Source organism: Cupriavidus sp. FW306-1B-F12B (assembly GCF_058781795.1).
In genome coordinates this window covers 142,709-166,224 of sequence record NZ_JBYSXC010000004.1, presented here as the reverse complement: position 1 = coordinate 166,224, position 23,516 = coordinate 142,709, and the positions used below count along the sequence as shown (strand labels likewise).

The window sequence follows — 23,516 nt, the reverse complement described above, 5'->3', positions numbered from 1 at the left end:
GGTTGCGTACCGGAGGCGTAGCCTACGCCCCATGCCGGCACAGGGCAAGCGGGCGGCTACTGCTGCATGCCCCAGCGGCGCACCGTCAGCCGTTCCAGCGTGGTGAACACCAGTCCCTCCACCAGCAGCCCGATCAGGATCACCGCGGCCAGCCCTGCAAAAACGCGGTCGGTGTAGAGCTCGTTGCGGTTCTGGAAGATAAACCAGCCCAGCCCGCCCTGCCCCGACGACGCGCCGAACACCAGCTCGGCCGCGATCAGCGTGCGCCAGGCAAAGGCCCAGCCGATCTTCAGGCCCGACAGGATCGCCGGCAGCGCCGCCGGCACCAGCACCAGCGCGACATAGCGCAGCCCGCGCAGGCCGTAGTTGCGGCCCGCCATGCGCAGCGTCGGCGGCACCGCCCGGAAGCCCGCGTACATGTTCAGCGCCAGCGGCCACAGCACCGAATGGACCAGCACGAAGACCAGGCTTTTGGTGCCCAGCCCGAACCACAGCAGCGCCAGCGGCAATAGCGCGATCGCCGGCAGCGGATTGAACATGGCGGTGAGCGTGTCCAGCACATCGCGCCCGAAGCGCGTGGACACCGCCAGCGAGGTCAGCACGAACGCCAGCACGATCCCGGCGGCATAGCCGCGCAGCAGCACCGACAGCGAAATCGCCGCCTTGCCCGGCAGCTCGCCGCTGGCCACCGCGTCGCCGAAGGCGCGCATCGTGGCCAGGCATGACGGCAGCAGCAGGTCGTTGTCCTGCACGCGCGCCACCAGCTCCCAGATCAGCCCCAGCGCCAGCAGGATCACCGCCTTGCGCAGCCAGCCGTGTTGCCACAGGCGCTGGTGCCACGGCAGCGCGCGCGCAAGCGGGGCTTCGGTGAAGGGTTCAGGCTCGCGTTCGTATTCGGGCCGATGCGTGTCGGCCAGTGTCAGTGTCGGTTGCGTCATGATGCGATGTCCCGGTTCAGCGGCCCGCCGCGCTGCGCGCACGCGGCGCGGCCTCGGCGGCGGGCTCGTCGAACAGCAAGGTATGGATGCGTTGCGCGGCGGCCTGGAATTCGGCGCCGCCCTGGCTGGCCAGGCTGAACTGGTGGCTGTTGAGCTCCGCGCGCACTCGGCCCGGGTGCGGCGACAGCAGCAGGATGCGGCTGCCCACCACCAGCGCCTCTTCGATCGAATGGGTGACGAACAGCAGCGTGAAGGCCGCGTCGTCCCAGAGCGCCAGCAGCTCTTCCTGCATGCGCCGGCGCGTGAGCGCATCCAGCGCGGCAAAGGGCTCGTCCATCAGCAGCACCTTGGGGCGCATCGCCAGTGCGCGCGCGATTGCCACGCGCTGCTTCATGCCGCCCGACAGCGTATGCGGGTAGGCATCGGCAAAATCGGCCAGCCCCACCTTGTGCAGGCTGTCCAGCGCCAGCTCGCGCGCCTCTGCGCGCGACAGCTTGCGCGCTTGCCGCAGCGGGAACATCACGTTCTGCACCACCGTTTTCCACGGCGGCAGCTGGTCGAACTCCTGGAACACCACGATGCGGTCCGGCCCGGGCTGCAGCACACGCCGGCCTTCGAGCCGGATCTCGCCCTCGCTGGGCGGAACGAACCCGGCAACCGCCTTCAGCAACGTGGACTTGCCGCAGCCGGACGGGCCCAGCAGCACGAAGCGGTCGCCGGCATGCACGTCGAAGCTGACGCGATGGGTGGCGCGCACGATGCGCTCGGGCATGCGGTACTCCAGCGACACGCCGTCGACCTGCAGCAACGGCGTGGCGCGCTCCGACACCACGCGCAGGTTATGGGTGGCCATGCTCAGCTCCCCTGCGCGGTGACCGGGTCCTGGAAGAAGTAGTCCTGCCAGGACTTGGGCTGGTTGCGGATCGCGCCCACGCGGTGCATGAAAGCGGCCAGCGCAAAGGTGTTCTGCGGCGCCACGCGGAACTGCACCTGCGGATTCTTCAGCACGCGCAGCAGCAGCGCGCGGTCGGTCTTGGCCTTGCTCTGGCGCAGGTAGATATCGGCGGCCGCTTCCGGATTGGCGGTGGCAAAGGCCGCGGCCTCGGCCAGCGCATCGACGAAGGCGCGATAGGTCTTGGGGTTGTCGCTGCGGAACTTCTCGGTCGCGTACAGCACCGTGGAAGAACTCGGACCGCCCAGCACGTCATAGGAATTCAGCACGATGCGCGCGTTGGGGTTGCCCGCCAGTTCCTGCTCCTGGAACGGCGGATTGCCGAAGTGGCCGGTGATCTCGGTGCCGCCGGAAATGATCGCCGCGGCCGCATCCGGGTGCGGCACCGCCACAGTCCACTTGTCGAGGCGGTTGTATTCCTTGTCGCCCCATTGCCTGGCCGCAGCCAGTTGCAGCACGCGCGACTGCACCGACACGCCCACCGCCGGCAGCGCGATGCGGTCCTTCTCGGTGAAGTCGGCAATCGACTTCACCTTGGGGTTGTTGCTGACCAGGTAGTACGGGAAGTTGCCCAGCGATGCCACGCCGCGCACGTTCTGCTTGCCGTGGGTGCGGTCCCACAGCGTCAGCAGCGGGCCCACGCCGGCGCCGGCGATATCGATGGCACCGGACAGCAGCGCATCATTGACCGCGGCGCCGCCCGACAGTTGCGTCCATTCGACCTTGATGTCGACACCCTGCTGCTTGCCGTGCTTTTCGATCAGCTGCTGGTCGCGCGCCACGTTGAGCAGCAGGTAGACCACGCCGAACTGCTCGGCGATGCGCAGCTTGCCTTCGGCGTGCGCGGTGCCGGTGATGGCGAGGCCGGCGCTCAGCGCCAGCAGGCCGAGCTTGCGGGAAAAACGAGTGAACATGATCAGGACTCCGGGGAATACGGTGGATTGGCGCTCGCCGCTGCGAGCGCCCTGGGATGACTTGCGATACCGCTGCCGCCTTCAGCGCGGCACGTCGCCTTCGATGGTGGTGCGGTACATCACGCGCCGCAGTTCCGGCGGACAGCCCGCGGCAAGATGCAGCAGCGAGCGGTTGTCCCAGAACACCAGGTCATGTGGCTGCCACTGGTGGCGGTAGATGTGGGCGGGCTTGACGCTGTGCGCGAACAACTGGTCCAGCAGGTCGCGGCTTTCCTGCTCGGGCAGGCCGACGATGCGGGTGGTGAAGTGCTCGCTGACAAAGAGCGCCTTGCGCCCCGTTTCCGGATGGGTGCGCACCACCGGCTGCAGCACCGGCCTGACCTGCGCGACCTGCTCCGGCGTCAGGTTGGGCCGCCACGGGCTGCGCTGCTGCAGCTCGGCATAGCGCGCCAGGTAAGTGTGCTCGGCCTGCAGGCCATCGACGGCGCGTTGCAGCGCCGCCGGCAGCGTGTCCCAGGCCAGGTGCATGTTGGCGAACAGCGTGTCGCCGCCTTCGGCGGGCAGCTCGCGCGCATGCAGCAGCGAACCGAGGCTGGGCTTTTCCTTGTACGACAGGTCCGAATGCCAGAAGTGGCCGGCATCGCCCAGCCCGATCGGCTTGCCGTTCTCGACCACGTTGGACACCACCAGCACTTCCGCATGGCCCGGCAGCTGGAACTGGTGCAGCACGTGGATCTGCAACGGGCCGAAGCGGCGGCTGAAATCGATCTGCTGCGCCGGCGTGATCTGCTGGTCGCGGAACACCACCACGTGGTAGTCGAGGTGGGCGCGATGGATGCGGGCAAAATCCGCGTCGGACAGTGGCTGCGACAAGTCGAGCCCGATCACTTCCGCGCCCAGCGGCGCGTCCAGCAGACGGATCTCGAAGTTGCCCGCGTCTGCGGACAATGCGGTGGAAAGCGGTGCGCTCTGCTGGCGCGAAACACTGGCGTGGGCGGTTGCGGTCGTCATGGCAAGCTCTGGCACGGGGGAAGCCGATGCGGCATCCGGGATGCCGCGTACAAGCTTGCACTGTAGAGAGCCGGCCACTGCACGGTCAACGAATCAAATCGCTGGCCCTTATCCGCTTATCGCATATCCATGTCTCGACATTGGCGGGCCATCAGGGCTTGCCGGGGCAACCGCTGCGGCACGGCACGTTGGCGGTATCCGGGCGCGCGTCGGCGACAAAGCCATCGCGGTTCGGCATCTTCACCTGCGGCAGCGTGCGCGCGTCCAGCACCGCATCTGCGGGCAGGATGCCGTTCTTGTGCAGCAGCCACGCGGTGACGGCATAGACCTCGTCCGGTGCCAGGCTCTGCGGCGCGTTGTAGGGCATGGCACGGTTGATGAAGTCGAATACCGTGGTCGCGTAGGGCCAGAAGCTGCCGATGGTCTTGACCGGGTCCTTGCCCCTGGCGGCGTCCTTCAGCGTGCCCTGCCCGCCTACCAGCGCATCGGCCGGCTTGCCTTCGCCATTGACGCCGTGACATGCGGCACAGTACTGCGCATAGACCTGCTGGCCACGCGCGACCGTGCCGCTGCCCGGCGGCAGGCCCGTGCCGTCCGGGGTCACGTCGATATTCCACGCGGCAAGGTCGCGCTCGCTGGCAGGGCGGCCTATGCCATAGGTCTGCGCAACCGCCGTTTGCGCGGTGCAGGCCAGCGCGAGCACCGCGACGGTACCGCTGAATCGTTCAAGCGCGCGCATTGGCAATACTCCCGTCCGCGGCCACGCGCCAGCGCTGGATCGCGTTGTAGTGATAGGTGGAAGCCACGCCGCGCGCGGCCACGAGCTGGTCCGGCGTAGGCTGGACGTTGCCGGCTTCGTCGATGGCGCGGCTCTCCAGCGAAGCTGGCCCGCCATCCCAGCGCCACGGCAGGCGAAAACGCACCAGCGCGCGGTCCAGCACCGGCTCCTGCAGCTGCGCCTCGCGCCAGCTGCGGCCGCCGTCGACCGACACCTCGACGCGGCGGATGCGCCCATGGCCCGACCACGCCAGGCCCGAGATCTCATAGAACCCGCGCTCACGCAGTTTGTGGTCCGGCGCGGGGAAGGTGATCACGGACTTCACGTCCATCAGGAAGGTGAACTGCCGCGCGCTGCCGTCGGGCAAGGAGTCCGTGTACTTCGACGTCTCTTCGCGCGACATGAACGGCGCGCGCCCCAGCTTCAGGCGCCGCAGCCACTTGATGGACATGTTGCCCTCATAGCCCGGCAGGAACAGCCGCAGCGGATAGCCATGCTCGGGCCGCAGCATCTCGCCGTTCTGCGCATAGACCAGCAATGCGTCTTCCAGCGCCTTGGCCAGCGGCACGCTGCGCGTCATGGCTGCACCATCGGCGCCCTCGGCCAGCACCCACGCAGCTTCCGGCGCCACGCCGATTTCGTCCAGCACCACGGACAACGGCACGCCGGTCCACTCACAGCAAGACAGCAGGCCGTGGCTGATCTGAACCGATTTCGCACCGGGCGCCTTCCACTCGCGCCCGGTGTTGCCCGAGCACTCCAGGAAATGGATGCGCGATACCGACGGCAGGCGCACCAGGTCGTCCATGGTGAAGATGCGCGGGCGCGCCACCAGCCCGTGCACCGCCAGCCGGTGCTGCGCCGGGTCGATCAGCGGGATGCCGGCGTGATGGCGCTCGAACACCAGCCCGGTCGGCGTGATGATGCCGCGCAGGTCCTGCAGCGGCGTCATCGACGAGTTGGCGCCGGGCAGCGGCGCCGCGCTGCGGCTGCGCCGCACCACGTCTTTCTCGAACGGGGACGGCTGGCCGTAGGCATGCCACAGCACGGGCTCGCCCGGCGTGCGTGTCCACGGCGCAACCGTCAGCGGCTCAGCGCGCGCCGCGGTGGCGGCGCCAGCCGCGGCGGCGCCCAGCACCGCCCCGCGCTGCAGGAAGCGCCGGCGGCCGGAAGTCAGGTCATTGCTCATCGTGAGGGCGTGGTCAGTCTGGTAGCGATCAAAATGCGCAGACTGTAGGACAGCACCGGCACTCGGCCAACGAAGAAGATTGCATGCCGATATGCCAACGCCGCGCCGCGCGCCATATGCGCGGGGCCGATAACCAAAGCCGGAATCATTCGTTCAGGTTCGCGCGCAGCGCCGCTTATCGTGGAGCCGTCCTCCACTTCAAGAAGGTCTGCACGATGACGACCCCGCGCCCCGATGCCACCGCAGCACCCACGCTGACCCGCCGCGAGCTGCTGCGCTGCGCGGCCTGGTCCGGGCTGGGCATGGCCGCGTCGCTGTCGCCGCTGTCCGCGTTCAGCGCCAGCCCGGCAGCGCGGCCCGACGTGATCCGCGTCGGCGTGGCCCAGCCCGCCACCGGCACCCCGCCCAGCTTTGCCGGCAGTTCGCTGGCGATTGCCCATGCGCGCGGCTGGCTCGAGGAATCGTTCAAGCCGACCGGCACGCGCGTGGAGTGGTTCTTCTTCAAGGGCGCCGGCCCCGCCGTCAACGAGGCGCTGGCCAACCGCCAGCTCGACTTCGCACTGCAGGGCGACCTGCCGTCCATCGTGGCGCGCTCCGCGGGCCTGAAGACGCGGCTGGTGCTGGCCACCGGCGTGCGCGCCAACATCTATGTGGGGGTGCCACCCGATTCGCCGCTGAAGACGGTCAGCGACCTGCGCGGCAAGCGCGTGTCGCTGTTCAAGGGCACCAACATGCATCTGCCGGCGCTGCGCCTGCTGGAAGCGAACGGGCTGTCGGACAAGGACCTGCGCCTGCTCAACCTGGACACGGCCGGCTACCTGGCGGCGCTGTCCACGCGCGACATCGACGCCGCCATCGGCGCCATGGACATCCTGCGCCTGCGCGACAAGGGCGCGGTGCGCATCCTGTACTCCAGCAAGAACCAGTCGCCGACCTACACACGGCAAAGCCATGTACTGGTGAGCGACGATTTCGCCGGGCGCTATCCGGAAGCCACGCAGCACCTGGTGAAGGCCGCGGTCGAGGCGGCGCGGTGGGCCTCGGACGAGAGCCATCGCGAGGAGGTGCTGCGCACCTGGGCGCGTGCTGGCACGCCTTATGACCACTGGAAGGAGGACTTCGACGGCGAGCCGCTGCGGGTGCGGCTGAACCCGAATTTCGATCCCTTCCTGGTCAGCCGCTACAAGGATGCGGTCGAGCAGGCCTATCGCTTCAAGCTGAGCCGTGCGCGCTTTGACGTGGACCAGTGGATCGACCAGCGCTTCCTGAGAGTGGCTCTCAACGACCTGAACCTGCAGAGCTACTGGCCCGTCTACCAACCCAACGGCAAGATCCTGGGAGCCTGACACCATGTCCGTCGCCGAATCGCTTTCACTGCCCGCCGCAGCAGCAGCACCGCGCGCGCCTTCCCCGCGCAGGCCACTGCGCTGGCGGGATGCCACACGCTGGCTGCTGGCCTGGCCGGTGCCGCTGGCGCTGCTGCTGGTGTGGTACGTGGCCGCCCGCAATGCCTGGATTCCGCCGCAGGTGCTGCCCGCACCCGAAGATGTCGCACGCACGCTGGCCGACCTCTGGCAAAGCGGTGAACTGCAGGCCAACCTGGCTATCAGCGCGCTGCGCGTGGCCGGTGGCTTTGCCTTGGGGCTGGCCGGCGGCCTGGCGCTGGGCGCGGCCATGGGCCTGTCGCCGACGTTGCGCGACTACGTCTACCCGACCTTCAAGGCGTTCAGCCAGGTGCCGGTGCTGGGCTGGCTGCCGCTGCTGATGCTGCTGGTCGGCATCGACGAAGCGCTCAAGGTGATCCTGATCGCCAAGGCCGCCTTCGTGCCGGTGGCGCTGAACACGTACAAGGGCATCGGCAGCGTGCCGACCCGCTACCTGGAAGTGGCGCGGGTGCTGCAGCTCACGCGCTGGCAGACGCTGTCGCGCGTGGTGCTGCCCGCCGCGGCCGCGCCGGTGTGGAACGGCGTGCGCTACGGCCTGACGCACGCGTGGCTGGCGCTGGTGGTGGTGGAGCTGCTGGCCTCGTCCGAGGGGCTGGGCTACATGATCGTCTACGGGCGCCAGCTGTTCCAGCTCGACATGGTGCTCGCCGCCGTGGTGGTGGTGGGCGTGGTGGGCTTTGCGCTGGACAAGACGCTGGCGCTGGCCGAAGGCGCGGTGCTGCGCTGGCGCAAGCCGGGCTTCTGAGGCGAGGCCGCGATGACCACTTCCGCTATCCGCCCCCGTATTCGCCTGCCCCGCGCCTTGCGCGGCTGGGTGCTGCCGCTCGCGCTGCTCGCGCTGTGGTGGGCCGCCGTGCGCTTTGGCTGGACCACTTCGCCGCTGCTGGTGCCGGTATCCGGCGTCTGGGACACCGCGGTGCGCCAGGTGCAGAGCGGCGCGCTGGCCACGGCATTGGCCGCCAGCCTGTGGCGCGACCTGGCCGGCTTTGCCATCGGCGCCAGCGCCGGGCTGGTGTTCGGCACGGCGCTGGGCCTGTCGCGCCTGTTCGAACGCATGGTCGGTCCGAGCTTTCACACGGTCAAGCAGATCTCGCTGTTTGCATGGATCCCGCTGATCTCGGTCTGGTTCGGGCTGGGCGATGCCGCCAAGGTGGTGTTCCTGTCGCTGGCCGCATTCTTCCCGGTGGTGCTGAACACCTTCGAAGGCATCCGCGCCGTGCCGGCGGACCTGCTCGAGGTTGCGCGCGTCCTGCGATTCAACCGCACCCAGGTGCTGTGGCGCGTGGTGCTGCCGTCGGCGGCGCCGTCGATCTTCGCCGGCATCCACCTGGGACTGATCTATGCGTGGCTGGCCACGCTCGGCGCCGAGTACCTGCTGGTATCCGGCAAGGGCATCGGCAACACCATGACCGACGGCCGCGAGAACTTCTGGATGGACCTGGTGATCTTCGGCGTGATCGTGGTCGGCCTGGTCGGCTTCACGCTGAACTGGATTGCCAGCCGCATCGAGTCCCGCCTGCTCGCCTGGCGCGGGCGCTCGGTGGCAGCGGGCTGAGCCACGCTGCACCTTATTGAACGGAGACCGCAAATGCCACATGCCGGCACGCTAAGCATCGCGCACCTGCACAAGCAGTACGAAGTCGAGGGCCGGGCGCTGCCCGTGCTCGAGGACATCACCCTGACCATCGCCCCGGGCGAGTTCGTCAGCATCGTCGGCGCCAGCGGCTGCGGCAAGTCCACCCTGCTGCGGCTGGTGGTGGGCCTGGAAGAGGACTACCGCGGCGAGATCCTGCTGGACGGCAAGCGCGTATCGGGCACCAGCCTGCAGCGCGGCATCGTGTTCCAGGAGCATCGCCTGTTCCCGTGGCTGACGGTGGAACAGAACATCCGGCTGGCGCTGCTCAACACGCCGGGCAGCGACGCGGAGAAAGGCCGCAACGTGGCCGAGCATATCGCGCTGGTTGGCCTGCGCGGCTTCGAGCAGGCCTATCCGCACCAGCTCTCCGGCGGCATGTCGCAGCGCGTGGCAATTGCGCGGGCACTGGTGACGCGCCCCGAGATCCTGCTGCTCGACGAGCCCTTCGGCGCGCTCGACGCGATGACGCGGGCCTACCTGCAGCAGGAACTGCAGCGCATCTGGCAGGCCGAGGGCATCACCATGATCCTGGTCACCCACGACGTCGAGGAAGCCGTCTTCCTGGGCGACCGCGTGGTGGTGATGGAACCCCGGCCCGGCCGCATCCGCCGCATCCTGCCGGTGGACCTGCCGCATCCGCGCGAACGCGCCGGACCTCCCTTCGCGCGGGCGCGCGATGCCGTGCTGCGCGAATTCGCCGGGCAGGAGCCTGTCGTGCAGCGGACCCCCGAACCTGAACTCGCCTGACCCAACCCTCTTACATCCCCGGAGCTTCTCGATGACCCAAGCCAACGCCACGCAAGACCAGACCGTCCAGCTCGACATCCACCCGGTTGCCGGCCGCATCGGCGCCGAGATCCGCGGCGTCGCGCTGCACGGCGACCTGCCGCCCGCCACCTTCGCCGCCATCCGCGCAGCCTTGCTCAGGCACAAGGTGCTGTTCTTCCGCGACCAGGTCCATCTTGACGATGCCGCGCAGCAGGGCTTTGCGCGCCTGTTCGGCGACACCGTGCCGCACCCGACCGTGCCCTCTCGCGACGGCACGCAATTGCTGGAGCTCGACTCACAGCACGGCGGCCGCGCCAATTCCTGGCATACCGACGTGACCTTCGACCTGGCCTACCCCGCGGTCTCGGTGCTGCGCGCCGTGACCGTTCCCGCCGCCGGCGGCGACACGGTGTGGGCCAACACCGCCGCCGCGTACCAGGACCTGCCCGAGCCGCTGCGTGAACTGGCCGACAAGCTGTGGGCGCTGCACACCAACGACTACGACTACGCGGCCACGCGCGTCAATCCGAGCGACGAAGGGCTGAAGCGCTACCGCGAGCTATTTACCTCGGCGCTCTACGAGACCGAGCACCCGGTGGTGCGCGTGCACCCGGAAACCGGTGAACGCACGCTGGTGCTGGGCCACTTCGTCAAGAAGCTGCTGGACTACTCGTCGGCCGATTCGGCGCACCTGATTGCCGTGCTGCAGGGCCATGTGCACCGGCTGGAGAACACCGTGCGCTGGCGCTGGCGCGCGGGCGACGTCGCCATCTGGGACAACCGCGCTACCCAGCACTACGCCATCAACGACTATGGCGACGCGCACCGGGTGGTGCGCCGGGCCACCGTGGCCGGCGACATTCCGGTCGGCGTGGATGGCCGCCGCAGCAAGGCGGTGAAGGCGGGCGTGCGCAGCGAAGGCGCGGCGCCGGCCAACCAGTCCGCCGCTGCCGCGCAACGGCAAGCGGCCTGATCCGGCCAGTTGCTTCCGGGGAGCACGATCGATGTCACAGCAAAAGCCGCCGCGCCACCTGCATCTGGGCGCCTTTCTCCAGGCCACCGGGCACCATGTCGCCGGGTGGCGCCATCCGGGAGCGCAGGCCGATGCCGGGCGCAACCTGGCGCACTACATCGCGCTGGCGCAGCGCGCCGAGGCCGCGGGGTTCGATGCGCTGTTCCTGGCGGACGGCGTTGCCATCCGCGGCATGGACGATGCCACCCTGCCGCGCACCGCGCGCGCCGCCACCTTCGAGCCGCTGACGCTGCTGTCGGCACTGGCGGCAGTGACGCAGCGCATCGGCCTGGTGGCGACCGTCTCCACCACCTACAACGAGCCCTTTCATGTGGCGCGCAAGTTCGCCTCGCTCGACCACCTCAGCGGCGGCCGCGCGGGCTGGAACGTGGTGACGTCGTGGTCGGATGCCGAAGCGCGCAACTTCAGCCTCGAACGTCATCCCGCGCACGCGGATCGCTACGCCCGCGCCGAAGAGTTTGTCGACGTGGTCACCGGGCTGTGGGACACCTGGGAGGACAATGCCTTCCTGTACGACAAGGACAGCGGCCGGCATTTCGATGCGGACAAGCTGCACACGCTCGACTATCGCGGCGCGCACTTCCAGGTGCGCGGACCGCTCAACGTCGCGCGCCCGCCGCAGGGCCATCCGGTGATCGTGCAGGCTGGCTCGTCGGAGGCCGGGCAGGAACTGGCGGCCCGCACCGCCGAGGTCATCTTCACCGCGCAGCAGTCGCAGGCCGATGCGCAGGCCTTCTATCGTGGCCTGAAAGCGCGGCTCGCGCGCTATGGCCGCACGTCCGATCAACTCAAGATCCTGCCTGGCGTGTTCCCGGTGGTGGGCCGCAGCGAGGCCGAGGCGCAGGAGAAATTCGAAGCGCTGCAGAGCCTGATCCATCCGTCGGTGGGGCTGGCCCTGCTGTCGCAGCACCTGGGCGGGATCGACCTGAGCGGCTATCCGCTGGACGGCCCGCTGCCCGACAACCTGGCCGAACCGAACGGCGCCAAGAGCCGCTTCCAGCTGGTTACCGGCCTGGCCCGGCGCGAGGGTCTCACCATCCGCCAGCTGTGCCTGCGCGTGGCCACCGCGCGCGGCCACTGGTCGATCCACGGCACGCCGCAGTCCATCGCCGACCAGCTGCAGGCGTGGTTCGAGGGCGAGGCCGCCGATGGCTTCAACGTGATGCCGCCCTGGCTGCCGGGCGGGCTCGATGATTTCATCGAACTGGTGCTGCCGGAACTGCGCCGGCGCGGGCTCTTTCGCGAGCACTATACGGGCACCACGCTGCGCGAGCACCTGGGGCTGCGCCGGCCCGAGAACCTGCGCTGGCGGCAGGTCGAAGCGCCGCTCGCGGTCGGGGCATGACCGCTGCGCTGCGGCACCGCGCATATCCAAATGCAATAAGTTTCCTTGCCTCGCGCGAGCGCCGTCGGCAACCATAGCGGCCACGCCGCAGGGGCGTGCGCGGGCCGGCTGGTACCATCGCACGGCCTGGTGCGCCCGCGCGGCGCACCGCTCGGCATGCCCGGCGCCATGGCAGGCACTGCCCCGTCGCGCCGGTCCGGCACCCAACAGCGAGACGAAGAGAGAAGAAGATGAGACTCGAAACCCTGGCCGTCCATGGCGGCTATTCGCCCGATCCCACCACGCGCGCGGTGGCCGTGCCCATCTACCAGACGGTGGCCTACGCCTTCGACAGCGCCCAGCACGGCGCCGACCTGTTCGACCTGAAGGTGGCCGGCAACATCTACAGCCGCATCATGAACCCGACCAACGACGTGCTCGAGCAGCGCCTGGCCGCGCTCGAGGGCGGCGTGGGCGCGCTGGCGCTGGCGTCCGGCATGGCGGCTATCACGTATGCGATCCAGACCATTGCCGAGGCCGGCGACAACATCGTCTCGTCGAGCCAGCTCTATGGCGGCACCTACAACCTGCTGGCGCACACGCTGCCGCAGTCCGGCATCGAGACGCGCTTTGCCGATGGCCGCAACCCGGCCAGCTTCGGCGACCTGATCGACGCGCGCACCAAGGCGATCTTCGTGGAGTCGGTGGGCAACCCGCTCGGCAACGTGGTCGATATCGAAGCCATCGCGCGCGTGGCGCACAACCACGGCGTGCCGCTGATCGTCGACAACACGGTGCCATCGCCCTACCTGTGCCGTCCGTTCGAGCATGGCGCGGATATCGTCGTGCATTCGCTGACCAAGTACCTGGGCGGCCACGGCAACAGCGTCGGCGGCGCCATCATCGACAGCGGCAAGTTCCCCTGGGCCCAGCACAAGGAACGCTTCAAGCGCCTGAACGAGCCCGACGTCTCCTATCACGGCGTGGTCTACACCGAGGCGCTGGGCCCGGCCGCCTACATCGGCCGCGCGCGCGTGGTGCCGCTGCGCAATACCGGCGCGGCGCTGTCGCCTTTCAATGCCTTCCTGATCCTGCAAGGCATCGAAACCCTGGCGCTGCGGCTGGACCGCATCACCGAGAACGCGCTGGCGATTGCCCGCCACCTGCAGCAGCATGCCAAGGTGGACTGGGTCAACTTTGCCGGCCTGCCCGACCATGCCGACCACGCGCTGGTGCAGAAGTACCTGGGCGGGCGCGGCCCCGGCATCCTGTCGTTCGGCCTGAAGCAAGGCGGCCGTGAAGGCGGCGCGCGCTTCCTGGACGCGCTGCAGCTGTTCACGCGGCTGGTCAATATCGGCGATGCCAAGTCGCTGGCCACGCATCCGGCGTCGACCACGCATCGGCAACTCAATGCGGATGAACTGAAGGCGGCGGGCGTCAGTGAGGACATGGTGCGGCTGTCGGTCGGCATCGAGCATATCGATGATCTGATCGAGGACCTGGATCGGGCGCTGGCGGCAGTCTGACCGCAGGCGTCACAGGGATCCGCAGGGTTTCTCCCTCTCCCGCTTGCGGGAGAGGGGAGCGTACGCGAAGGGTGGTAGCACTCCCGAAAGCTATCGGTCGCCAGCACGACCTACCTCCCACCACGCTTGCCGTGCGCCTCCAGCACAAAGTAGCCGATCGCCCCGATCATCAGCGGAATCAGGTAATACATCGCGCGATACGCAATCAGCGCCGCCAGCAGCAGCCCGTGCGGCACCTGGCCGCCCAGCATCGTCAGGAACACGGTCTCGATCACGCCGAGACCCCCGGGGATCCGCACCACCACGCCCGCCAGCCCCGACGCCAGCAATACCCCAAGCACCGTGAAGTACCCCGCATGCGTATGCAGCAGCGAAAACAGGATCGCCGCCATCGCCATCCAGTGGGCTGCAGACAAGAGGATTTGCAGCGCCGCGAAGCCGACCGACGGAACGTAGATATCGTGGTCGCGCACGGTCCGGTGCCGGCCGTGCCAGGTGGCACAGGCAGCCAGGTAGGCAGCCGGCACCGCCAGCATCAGCGCGCCCAGCACCCGTGTCAGCGCCGCGGGAACGCCCCACTCCGGCGGCAGCACCACCAGCTGCGCCACCAGGATGCCCCCCGCCAGCAAGGCATAGCCAAGCCAGTTGCTGCTCACCACCACCACGAACAGGCTCCAGATCTGCGGCAGGGTCAGCCCGGCGCGCGTGTACAGGCGGTAGCGCACGCCCGCGCCGCCCAGCGTGGCCCCGAGGTTGAGGCTGAGCGTGTAGCTGACATAAGAGATCGCCATCACCCGCCGCGCCGGCAACGGGTGTCCGGCATAGTGGCAGCCGAGGCGGTCGAACTGGCTGTACAGCAAGCCGCTCAGCGCAACGAAGGCCGCCGCCGGCGCCAGCGTGCGGGCGTTGAAGCCGCGCAGCGCGGCCAGCACCGCGTCCCAGTCGATGGTGCCCAGCTTGCGCGCGATCAGCGCCAGCACCGCGGCAATGAACAGGATGCCGATGGCACGGCGCCACGCGGGCCAGTGCGCGTGCTGGCGGATCGCCGAGAAGGTCGTCGCGCCCATCATTGCGCGCCTCCCCTCGTCGCCGCGCACCGCAAGACCGGCGTCAGGAATGTGCAGGAATGCAGGCCTGCGTGCGCCAGCCCGGCATGCAATTTCTGGCCTGCCTCGGCTTCAAACAGGATAAAAGTTTCCGGCAGCGCGCTTTCGCGCGCGCACGGGATCGCGCCGGGTCCGCACGACAGGCGCCGCTCTGCGCCGTGCCCTGGCCGGCGGAAACGATTGGAGGCGGACTGCATCGGTGTCATGACCTGAGAAAGCCGCAAACACCGTGCCAGCGCCGGCACGTCAACCACGGCCACGGCTGCGCCGCCAGCGCGCCAGGGCCGCGGCCGCCAGCGCGCCGGCGGCAAGCCCGGCAATGAACACCGCGGCAGCGGTCCCCTCCCAGCCCGCCGCGGCCGCAACATCTGCACGGTCCCGCGCAAGGGGCGCGAGCGACTGCCAGTCGGCAGCCGTGAACTGCGTCATCGCCTGCGCCCCGTCCAGGCCATACACGCAGATCTCCCCGCCGGGCAGCTTGCAGAAGCGCTCGCGCGGGCAGGCCTTGAGGATGGCCTGCGGGGCGCCCTCGCCGCAGCTGGCCCCGGCGCTGCGCAAGACCTGGATCGTGACTTCGGGATGCCGGGTAAGTTGTTCGGGCATGGCGGCCTCCATACGGGTGACGCTGCCCTTCAGCGTAGTGCAGCCAGGCGCCGGCGCCCTTATTCGCCAGCGGCATATGACCATGCGTAATAACTCGTTCGCCTATTGCCTGCCTTTCCATACAATGAGCCGACGCCGCGGCGGGACGCTGCCGGCCTCCAACAACATAACGGGGAGCATCAGATGCAATACGGGAAATTCGGCTTCGTCGCACGGCTGGCGGCAGCGGTGCTGGCACTGGGCGTGATGCAGGGTGCGGGCGCGGCCGATCCGGACAAGAAGGAAATCCGCTTCGGCGCCACCGCCGGCCCCTACGCCGACCAGATCCGCTATGGCGTGAAGCCGGTGCTGGAAAAGCGCGGCTACAAGGTCACCATCATTGAGTTCAGCGACTACGTGCAGCCCAACCTGGCGCTGGCCGACGGCGCCATCGACGCCAATGCGTTCCAGCATGTGGCCTACCTGAAGAAGTTCTCAGCCGACCGCAAGCTGGCGCTGACCGACGTGATCCAGGTGCCGACCGCGCCGATCGGCATCTACAGCCGCAAGCACAAGGGCCTGGCCGAGGTGAAGCCCGGCAATACCGTGTCGCTGCCGAACGATCCCACCAACCTGGCGCGCGCCATCGCCATCCTGCAGCAGATCGGCTGGGTCACGCTCAAGCCGGGCACCGACCCGATCCGCGCCAGCGAGCGCGACATCGACGCCAACCCGCACAAGCTCAAGCTGATCCAGCTGGAAGCCGCCCAGCTGCCGCGCTCGCTCGACGACGTGGACTATGCCTTCGTCAACGGCAACTATGCGCTGGCCTCCGGCCTGAAGCTGACCTCGGCGCTGGCGCTGGAGAAGATTCCCGACTACTACATGAACCTGGTCGCGGTGAAGACGGCGGACCTGAACAAGCCCTTCGTCAAGGACATCCGGGAGGCCTACGAGTCGGCGGAGTTCAAGGCCGTGACGCAGCAGCGCTTTGCGGGCTTCGTGCAGCCGCCGTACCAGCGCTGAGCCACCGCGCTCTCGCCCCGAAAGCAAGGAAGCGCCGCCAGGCGCTTTCTCGCTTTTGGGGGGGCAGCTGTCGCGCGCATTGTGCGCAGCAAGACAATTTTGCGCCGCGCGCGCCGCGCAAATGCCCTACACTCAAGCTCAAGTCCCCCGCGCCCAAAAAGCACGGCAGGGATCACAACGCGATCATTGCTGCGGATAGCTGCGAAGATCCTCGCGGCCGTCCCAGCGGATCCTGTCGAGACAACCGCATCGAGAGACCTGCCATGTCCACGGTTGCGCGCTTTGAGATCGGCTACACCCGCTACCTTGCCCCGCCGGGCGACACCTCCTCCCCCACTTCTCCTCCCCCACCCCTTGCCAGCAACCCCGACGCGCTGCTGCCGCTGTACCAGGCGATGGTGCTGACGCGCCAGTTCGACCTGAAAGCGATTGCGCTGCAGCGCACCGGCAAGATCGGCACCTTTGCCTCGGCACTCGGCCAGGAAGCCATCGGCGTGGGCGTGGCCTTTGCGATGCGGCCCGAAGACGTGCTGGTGCCCTCGTACCGCGACCACGCGGCACAGTTTGTGCGGGGCGTCACGATGACCGAGAGCCTGCTCTACTGGGGCGGCGACGAACGCGGCAGCGGCTTTGCGGCGGCGCCGCATGACTTTGCCAACTGCGTGCCGATCGGCACCCAGGTCTGCCACGCGGCCGGCGCCGCCTATGCGTTCCAGCTGCGCGGCGAGCCGCGCGTGGCGGTCTGCCTGCTGGGCGACGGCGGCACCTCCAAGGGCGATTTCTATGAGGGCATGAACATGGCCGGCGCGTGGCACGCGCCGCTGGTGATCGTGATCAACAACAACCAGTGGGCAATCTCGATGCCGCGCAGCGGCCAGACCGCGGCGCAGACGCTGGCGCAGAAGGCCATTGCCGCCGGCATCCCCGGCGAGCAGGTCGACGGCAACGACGTGGTCGCGGTGCGGCACCGCGTCGGCGAGGCCATCGCGCGCGCGCGCGACGGCGGCGGCCCGGCGCTGATCGAGGCCATCACCTACCGCCTGGGCGACCACACCACCGCCGACGACGCCTCGCGCTACCGCGACGAGGCCAGCGTCAAGGCGCACTGGCAGGAAGAGCCGCTGCTGCGGCTGCGCACGCACCTGCTGGCGCTGCACGCGTGGGACGCGGCGCGCGAGGAAGCGCTGGTCAAGGCCTGCTCGCAGCAGGTGGCGCAGGCCGTGGAGACTTACCTGGCCGTGCCGCAGCCGGACCCGGCCGCGATGTTCGACTGCCTGTACGCAACCATGCCGGCCGAATTGCAGGCGCAACTGGAGATTGCCCGGCGCTTCCCGGCGCCGCACGGGTAACCAGCAAACCCTGCGCCTTCACCTGGCGACCACAGCGAGCGAACCATGGCGGAAATCAATCTGGTCGAAGCAGTCAACCTGGCGTTGGCCCATGCGCTGGAGCACGATCCCGATGTGCTGCTGCTGGGCGAGGATATCGGCGTCAATGGCGGCGTGTTCCGCGCCACCGCGGGCCTGCAGGCGCGCTTTGGCGCGGCGCGCGTCATGGATACGCCGCTGGCCGAAGGCGGCATCGTCGGCGCGGCGATCGGCATGGCGGCAATGGGGCTCAAGCCGGTGGCCGAGATCCAGTTCACCGGCTTTATCTACCCGGCGGTCGATCACATCATCAACCACGCCGGACGCATGCGGCATCGCACGCGCGGGCGCTTGTCATGTCCGATGGTGGTGCGCTCGCCGTGCGGTGCCGGCATCCATGCACCCGAGCATCATTCCGAAAGCCCGGAGGCGATGTTCGCGCATATGCCCGGCATCCGCGTGGTGGTGCCTTCATCGCCCGCGCGCGCGTACGGGCTGCTGCTGGCGGCCATCGCCGATCCGGACCCGGTCATCTTCCTCGAACCCACGCGGCTGTACCGCCTGTTCCGCCAGGAAGTGGCCGACGACGGCGCCGCGCTGCCGCTGGACACCTGCTTCACGCTGCGCGAAGGCAGCGACATCACGCTGGTGAGCTGGGGCGCGATGGTGCAGGAGACGCTCGCCGCCGCGGACGCACTGGCCGGCGAAGGCGTGACGGCCACGGTCATCGACGTGGCCACGCTCAAGCCGCTGGACATGCAGACCATCCTGGAATCGGTGACGCGCACGGGCCGCTGCGTGATCGTGCACGAGGCCCCGCGCACCGCCGGCTTCGGCGCCGAGATCGCGGCGCAGCTGGCCGACGCGGGCCTCTACTCACTGGCCGCGCCGGTGCAGCGCGTGACCGGCTTCGACACCGTGGTGCCGCTGGCGCGGCTGGAATACACCTACCTGCCTGGCGTCGCCCGCATCGTCGACGCGGCGCGCAAGGCGATGGCAGCGTAACGCGAGAGTTGCCGACGATAGGCAAGGAGTGCCGATGAGAGTCTTCAAGCTGCCCGACCTGGGCGAAGGCCTGCAGGAGGCCGAGATCGTGACCTGGCACGTCAAGACCGGCGACACCGTGGCCGCTGACCAGCCGCTGCTGTCGGTGGAGACGGCCAAGGCCATCGTGGAAATCCCGTCGCCCTATGCCGGCACCATCGCCAAGCTGTTTGCGCAGCCCGGCGATATCGTCCACCTTGGCGCGCCGCTGGTCGGCGTCGAGGGTGCGGGCGACGATGCCGACGCCGGCACCGTGGTGGGCTCGGTCCAGGTCGGCACGCACGTGGTCAATGAAGCCGCGCCCGCGGGCTCCGCGGCACCCGCCGCGGCGATGGCCGCGCGCGTCAAGGCCACGCCGGCGGTGCGCGCGCTGGCGCGCCGGCTCGGGGTGGACCTGGCAATGGCCACGGCATCGGGTCCCGAGGGCGTCGTCACCGCCGCCGACGTGGAGCGGGTAGCCAGCACGCTGGCCGAGCTGGGCGCGCCGGAACAGCTGCGCGGCGTGCGCCGGGCGATGGCGCAGAACATGGCGCGGGCACAGGCCGAAGTGGCCGCCGCCACGGTGATGGACGACGCCGACATCCACGCCTGGCAGCCCGGCGCCGATGTGACCATCCGGCTGGTGCGCGCCCTGGTGGCCGGCTGCCGCGCCGAGCCCGGCCTCAATGCCTGGTACGAAGGCCAGACCGCCCGCCGCCACGTGCTCAAGAAGATCGACGTCGGCATCGCGGCGGACCTGCCCGAGGGCCTGTTCGTGCCCGTGCTGCGCGACGTCGGCAACCGCGATGCCGCGGACCTGCGCCACGGCCTGGACCGCATGCGCGCCGACATCCGCGCGCGCACCATTGCTCCGGAAGAGATGCGCGGCAACACCATCACGCTGTCCAACTTCGGCATGATCGCGGGGCGCTATGCCGCGCCCATCGTGGTGCCGCCGACCGTGGCAATCCTGGGTGCGGGACGCGTGCGCGAGGAAGTGGTGGCAGCCGGCGGCGTGCCGGCGGTGCACCGGGTGATGCCGCTGAGCCTGACCTTTGACCATCGCGTGGTGACGGGTGGGGAGGCGGCACGGTTTCTGGCGGCGGTGATTGCGGATCTGGAGATGGCGGCGTAGCGGTGGAAGGCAACAGGGAGCCGACGAGCCAATAGCCTCGGAGAATACTGCCGCCCCTCGTGTACGCTCCCCTCTCCCGCAAGCGGAAGAGGGGAGCAAACCGCCGGTGTGCTGGCACCGATCGGGAATCGGGCGCTGCGGTGGCCCTGTATATAATGCGTTTCCGATCGCCGCTGCCGTCAAGCCGGACCTATCCGGACAGCCGGACACCCCTCATGGAATCCAAGACCGCCCGCCTTACCATCCTGATCGATCCGGTCAAGAAGAAGGCCTTTGAAACCCTGTGCGCCTCGCAGGACCTGACACCGTCGCAGGTCGTGCGCCAGCTGATCCGCGAGTACCTGGCCCAGCATGGCGTGGAATATGCCACCAAGCCCAAGCCTGCGGGCAGCACCCGGCAGAAGAAGTGACTCAGCGCGGGGCGTCGCCCTCGCCTGCAGCTGCGCTTGCCAGCTCGCCGCAGCGCTGCACCGCCTGCGCCAGCGAATCCACGTAGTTGCCCTCCCCCAGCGCCGCCAGCACGCCCGCGCGCGCCAGCTTTTCCCTGACCCGCTCGTTGGCTTCGGCCAGCACCACCGCCACGCCGCGTTTCTGCAGCGTCACGATCACGGCCTCCAGCGTCTGCAGCCCGGTCATGTCCATGAAGGGCACGCGGCCCAGGCGGATCAGCAGCACGCGCGGCTCGGTATGGGTCTGCACCAGTGCGCGCTCGCAGGCTTCCACGGCACCGAAGAAGAACGGTCCGTCGATGGCATAGACCAGCACGCCCGGCGGCATCCGCGCGGGCAGGCCGGCGCCGGTATCGCCGAGTTCCCGCTCTACGTCCACGGCATCCTGGCGCGCCACCTCGACTGACGCCGACATGCGCCGCAGGAACTGCAGCATGGCCAGGATCACGCCGATATTGACCGCCACCACCAGGTCGGTCAGCACGGTCAGGGTGAAGGTGATCAGCAGGATGGCGACGTCGGCGCGCGGCGCGCGGCGGACCATGCGCGCGAACTGGCGCCCCTCGCTCATGTTGTAAGCCACCACGAACAGGATCGCGGCCAGCGTCGCCAGCGGCACGCTGGCCGCGAGCGGCGCCAGGAACAGCAGCACCATCACCAGCGTGAGCGCATGCACCACGCCGGCCAGCGGGCTGTTGCCGCCATTGCGGATATTGGTGGCGGTGCGGGCAATGGCGCCGGTGGCGGCAAACCCGCCGAACAGCGGCGCCAGGATATTGGCGATGCCCTGGCCGACCAGCTCCTGGTTGGAATCGTGCCGCGTGCCAGCCATGCCGTCGGCCACCACCGCGGACAGCAATGACTCGATCGCGCCCAGCATGGCGATGGTGAAGGCCGGCCCGGCCAGCTCCAGCACGCGCGCCAGCGTGATGTCCGGCAGCGCGGGCACGGGCAGCCCGCGCGGCAGGCCGCCAAAGGCGGTGCCGATGGTGGCGACGCCGTCAAAGCGGAACAGCGCCTGCACCGCGGTGGCAACCAGCAGCGCCACCAGCGGCCCGGGGATGCGCCGCAGCCAGCGCACGCGCGGCGCGCCCACTACCAGCGCCAGGCTGCCCAGCGCCAGCGCGGTGGTGGCCGGGTGCCATTGCGGCAGCGCCTGCAGCAGGTGCCAGAGTTTTTCGTGGAAATGCTCGCCGGCGACCGGCGGCAGGCCGAAGAAATCGCGCCACTGGCCGACAAAGATGATCACGCCGATGCCAGCCGTGAAGCCGACGATCACCGGTGCGGGAATGAACCGGATCACGCTGCCCAGCCGCGTCAGCCCCATCGCCAGCAGGATCAGCCCCGCCATCAGGGTGGCGATCTGCAGGCCGTCGATGCCGTGGCGCGCGGTCACGGCGGACAGCACCACGATAAACGCGCCGGTGGGCCCCGCGATCTGCAGCCGGCTGCCGCCGAACAGCGACACCGCCAGCCCGGCGACGATGGCCGTGTACAGGCCCTGCTCCGGCTTGGCGCCCGACGCGATCGCAAACGCCATGGCCAGCGGCAGCGCCACCACCCCGACGATCACGCCCGACACGATGTTCGGCAGCCAGTTGCCGCGTCGGAACAGTCCGGCCAGCCAAGCTTCGCGCAGCGCGATCATGCGTCAATCCCTCGGGTTCGTGCAGGATGATGATGGTGCATTGGATGATAACAGCATGTTAATGCCCGCCGGCTTGCAGCTCGCGCCGTGATATTCGCCACGCCTGCACTGTCGCTTATGCCACTCAATTCCTATACTGGATTGGCTCGCCCGGGCGTACGGGGTATGGGCCAGGGCGGACGCGGCAAACTTCTGCAATCGGAGGCCCATCATGTTCAAGCACCTCCTTGTGCCTACCGACGGCTCCGCACGCGCCGACGCGATGGCGGCCCGCGCCATGGCCTTTGCCAGCCGCATCGGCGCCCGCGTGACCGGGCTGCATGTGATTCCCGAGTACCACGTACTGACCTACCGGCTGACCAGCCTGCAGGACACCAAGGACACCTTTGCCGCAGAAGCAGCGCGCCACGCGGATACCTTCCTGGCCACGCTCAGCCACACCGCGGCGCAGGCCGGCGTGGCCTGCGAGACCGTCACCGCCACCGACGACCATCCCTGGCAGGCCATCATCCAGTGCGCGCAGCAGCGCGACTGCGACCTGATCGTGATGTCGTCGCATGGCAAGCGCGGGCTGCAGGCGCTGCTGATCGGCAGCGAGACCCACAAGGTCCTGACCCACAGCACGATCCCGGTGCTGGTCTTCCGCTAGGCGGCCGGGCGAACAACGAGACAGCGCGATAGCGGGCAACAGTGCGCGGCGACGCGCGTATCCAAACCACGCCAACTGCAAGGAGCGCAACCATGGCGATTCGACTGGGCGAGCAAGCCCCTGATTTCACCGCCGACACCACGGAAGGCAAGATCAGCTTCCATGAGTGGATCGGCGACAACTGGGCCATCCTGTTCTCGCATCCCAAGGACTTCACGCCGGTGTGCACCACCGAACTGGGCTATATGGCCCGGCTCAAGCCCGAATTCGACAAGCGCAATACCAAGATCATCGGCCTGAGCATCGACCCGGTCGGCGACCACCAGCGCTGGGTCAAGGACATCGAGGAAACGCAGAACTGCACCATCAACTATCCGATGATCGGCGACGCCGACCTGAAGGTGGCCAAGCTCTACGACATGATCCACCCCGAGGCCAGCGGCAGCGGCCCGCGCACGGCGGTAGACAATGCCACCATCCGCTCGGTGTTCATCATCGGCCCGGACAAGAAGGTCAAGGCCATGCTGGTGTACCCGATGAGCGCCGGGCGCAATTTCGACGAGGTGCTGCGCCTGCTGGATTCGCTGCAGCTCAATGCCAAGCACACCGTGGCCACGCCGGTGAACTGGAAGCCGGGCGAGGACGTCATCATCCCGACTTCGGTCTCGGACGAGGATGCCAAGAAGAAGTACCCGCAGGGCTTCAAGACCCTGAAGCCCTACCTGCGCACGGTGGAGCAGCCCAAGTAAGGGGGAGCGAGGAGCGCCAGCGCCAGGGAGTGCGGCCGGGCGTGGGGGTCACGCCGGCCGCCGCCGGGCCTCCCGGGCAGTCACGGCCGGGAGGCCCGACTTGTCCACAGGAACTATCCACAGCTTCAGTGGATATCCCCCCTCTTGACAACCGCAAAGGGCGCGCCGGTGCTGGAATTCACTGGAGTGCCCGTTTTATAGGCAACCCGCCGGGCTACGGGAATGGTTGCGGGCGTTCGAATTTTGTGCCTGTTGCGATTCTTCCGCC

At 68.8% G+C, this 23,516-nt stretch carries 23 protein-coding genes; 14 read left to right on the top strand and 9 right to left on the bottom strand.

Annotated features, from left to right (window positions below):
- Positions 1–56: 56 nt before the first annotated feature.
- The 6 genes from AC3WLE_RS08980 to soxC all read right to left on the bottom strand — a co-directional run bounded on the left by AC3WLE_RS08980 (position 57) and on the right by soxC (position 5,782).
- Positions 57–938, bottom strand: coding sequence for an ABC transporter permease (locus tag AC3WLE_RS08980; RefSeq protein WP_492318433.1), 882 nt, complete (start codon positions 936–938; stop codon positions 57–59).
- 16 nt (positions 939–954) lie between these two features.
- Positions 955–1,791: an ABC transporter ATP-binding protein gene (locus AC3WLE_RS08975; protein ID WP_492318432.1), complete on the bottom strand. Its 837-nt coding sequence runs from the start codon at positions 1,789–1,791 to the stop codon at positions 955–957.
- 2 nt (positions 1,792–1,793) lie between these two features.
- The gene (locus AC3WLE_RS08970) at positions 1,794–2,804 is read right to left on the bottom strand and encodes an ABC transporter substrate-binding protein (protein WP_492353316.1); all 1,011 of its coding nucleotides are present in this window, start codon (positions 2,802–2,804) and stop codon (positions 1,794–1,796) included.
- An 81-nt stretch (positions 2,805–2,885) separates the two neighbouring features.
- Complete coding sequence (locus AC3WLE_RS08965; protein WP_492357549.1) at positions 2,886–3,815, bottom strand: TauD/TfdA dioxygenase family protein; 930 nt, start codon at positions 3,813–3,815, stop codon at positions 2,886–2,888.
- Between the two features lie 151 nt (positions 3,816–3,966).
- The gene (locus AC3WLE_RS08960; RefSeq protein ID WP_492357550.1) at positions 3,967–4,554 is read right to left on the bottom strand and encodes a c-type cytochrome; all 588 of its coding nucleotides are present in this window, start codon (positions 4,552–4,554) and stop codon (positions 3,967–3,969) included.
- Positions 4,541–5,782: a sulfite dehydrogenase gene (gene soxC, locus AC3WLE_RS08955; protein WP_492318428.1), complete on the bottom strand. Its 1,242-nt coding sequence runs from the start codon at positions 5,780–5,782 to the stop codon at positions 4,541–4,543. The genes AC3WLE_RS08960 and soxC overlap by 14 nt, the downstream gene beginning before the upstream one ends.
- Positions 5,783–5,997: 215 nt before the next feature.
- Between soxC and AC3WLE_RS08950 the strand changes: the two genes are divergently transcribed.
- The 7 genes from AC3WLE_RS08950 to AC3WLE_RS08920 all read left to right on the top strand — a co-directional run bounded on the left by AC3WLE_RS08950 (position 5,998) and on the right by AC3WLE_RS08920 (position 13,514).
- Positions 5,998–7,128 carry an ABC transporter substrate-binding protein gene (locus tag AC3WLE_RS08950; protein ID WP_492353314.1) on the top strand — a complete coding sequence of 377 codons (1,131 nt, stop codon included), beginning with the start codon at positions 5,998–6,000 and terminating at the stop codon, positions 7,126–7,128.
- Between the two features lie 4 nt (positions 7,129–7,132).
- Positions 7,133–7,972, top strand: a complete 840-nt coding sequence (locus AC3WLE_RS08945) for an ABC transporter permease (protein ID WP_492353313.1) — start codon at positions 7,133–7,135, stop codon at positions 7,970–7,972.
- Between the two features lie 12 nt (positions 7,973–7,984).
- Complete coding sequence (locus AC3WLE_RS08940; protein ID WP_492353312.1) at positions 7,985–8,782, top strand: ABC transporter permease; 798 nt, start codon at positions 7,985–7,987, stop codon at positions 8,780–8,782.
- A 33-nt stretch (positions 8,783–8,815) separates the two neighbouring features.
- On the top strand, positions 8,816–9,610 hold the full coding sequence (locus AC3WLE_RS08935; RefSeq protein WP_492318424.1) for an ABC transporter ATP-binding protein: 795 nt from the start codon (positions 8,816–8,818) through the stop codon (positions 9,608–9,610).
- A gap of 31 nt (positions 9,611–9,641) precedes the next feature.
- A complete protein-coding gene (locus tag AC3WLE_RS08930) occupies positions 9,642–10,604 on the top strand; it encodes a TauD/TfdA dioxygenase family protein (RefSeq protein WP_492353311.1) in 963 nt (320 codons plus the stop codon).
- A gap of 31 nt (positions 10,605–10,635) precedes the next feature.
- Positions 10,636–12,009 (top strand): LLM class flavin-dependent oxidoreductase, encoded by a 1,374-nt coding sequence (locus AC3WLE_RS08925; RefSeq protein WP_492318422.1) that lies wholly within the window; start codon positions 10,636–10,638, stop codon positions 12,007–12,009.
- Between the two features lie 230 nt (positions 12,010–12,239).
- Positions 12,240–13,514 (top strand): O-acetylhomoserine aminocarboxypropyltransferase/cysteine synthase family protein, encoded by a 1,275-nt coding sequence (locus AC3WLE_RS08920; protein WP_492318421.1) that lies wholly within the window; start codon positions 12,240–12,242, stop codon positions 13,512–13,514.
- 110 nt (positions 13,515–13,624) lie between these two features.
- On the opposite strand, the gene AC3WLE_RS08915 is transcribed toward AC3WLE_RS08920, so the two are convergent.
- Together AC3WLE_RS08915 and AC3WLE_RS08910 are read right to left on the bottom strand one after the other, a co-directional pair.
- Entirely contained in the window at positions 13,625–14,584 is a 960-nt protein-coding gene (locus tag AC3WLE_RS08915) for a lysylphosphatidylglycerol synthase domain-containing protein (protein WP_492353309.1), read from the bottom strand.
- Between the two features lie 282 nt (positions 14,585–14,866).
- Positions 14,867–15,223: a hypothetical protein gene (locus AC3WLE_RS08910; RefSeq protein ID WP_492357551.1), complete on the bottom strand. Its 357-nt coding sequence runs from the start codon at positions 15,221–15,223 to the stop codon at positions 14,867–14,869.
- A gap of 183 nt (positions 15,224–15,406) precedes the next feature.
- On the opposite strand from AC3WLE_RS08910, the gene AC3WLE_RS08905 reads away from it, so the two are divergent.
- From AC3WLE_RS08905 to AC3WLE_RS08885, 5 genes are all read left to right on the top strand, one after another.
- Positions 15,407–16,228 carry a MetQ/NlpA family ABC transporter substrate-binding protein gene (locus AC3WLE_RS08905; protein WP_010810904.1) on the top strand — a complete coding sequence of 274 codons (822 nt, stop codon included), beginning with the start codon at positions 15,407–15,409 and terminating at the stop codon, positions 16,226–16,228.
- Between the two features lie 263 nt (positions 16,229–16,491).
- Positions 16,492–17,577: a pyruvate dehydrogenase (acetyl-transferring) E1 component subunit alpha gene (gene pdhA, locus AC3WLE_RS08900; protein ID WP_492318418.1), complete on the top strand. Its 1,086-nt coding sequence runs from the start codon at positions 16,492–16,494 to the stop codon at positions 17,575–17,577.
- 45 nt (positions 17,578–17,622) lie between these two features.
- Positions 17,623–18,600 carry an alpha-ketoacid dehydrogenase subunit beta gene (locus AC3WLE_RS08895; protein ID WP_492318417.1) on the top strand — a complete coding sequence of 326 codons (978 nt, stop codon included), beginning with the start codon at positions 17,623–17,625 and terminating at the stop codon, positions 18,598–18,600.
- A gap of 34 nt (positions 18,601–18,634) precedes the next feature.
- Positions 18,635–19,753, top strand: coding sequence for a dihydrolipoamide acetyltransferase family protein (locus AC3WLE_RS08890; protein ID WP_492318416.1), 1,119 nt, complete (start codon positions 18,635–18,637; stop codon positions 19,751–19,753).
- A gap of 215 nt (positions 19,754–19,968) precedes the next feature.
- Entirely contained in the window at positions 19,969–20,163 is a 195-nt protein-coding gene (locus AC3WLE_RS08885; protein WP_010810900.1) for a ribbon-helix-helix domain-containing protein, read from the top strand.
- 1 nt (position 20,164) lies between these two features.
- Here AC3WLE_RS08885 and AC3WLE_RS08880 read toward each other — a convergent pair whose 3' ends face one another.
- Positions 20,165–21,850 (bottom strand): SulP family inorganic anion transporter, encoded by a 1,686-nt coding sequence (locus AC3WLE_RS08880; RefSeq protein ID WP_492356702.1) that lies wholly within the window; start codon positions 21,848–21,850, stop codon positions 20,165–20,167.
- A 211-nt stretch (positions 21,851–22,061) separates the two neighbouring features.
- Here AC3WLE_RS08880 and AC3WLE_RS08875 point away from each other — a divergent pair, with 211 nt between their 5' ends.
- On the top strand, positions 22,062–22,499 hold the full coding sequence (locus AC3WLE_RS08875) for a universal stress protein (RefSeq protein ID WP_035823164.1): 438 nt from the start codon (positions 22,062–22,064) through the stop codon (positions 22,497–22,499).
- A 92-nt stretch (positions 22,500–22,591) separates the two neighbouring features.
- Complete coding sequence (locus AC3WLE_RS08870) at positions 22,592–23,248, top strand: peroxiredoxin (protein WP_492318414.1); 657 nt, start codon at positions 22,592–22,594, stop codon at positions 23,246–23,248.
- Positions 23,249–23,516: the final 268 nt, after the last annotated feature.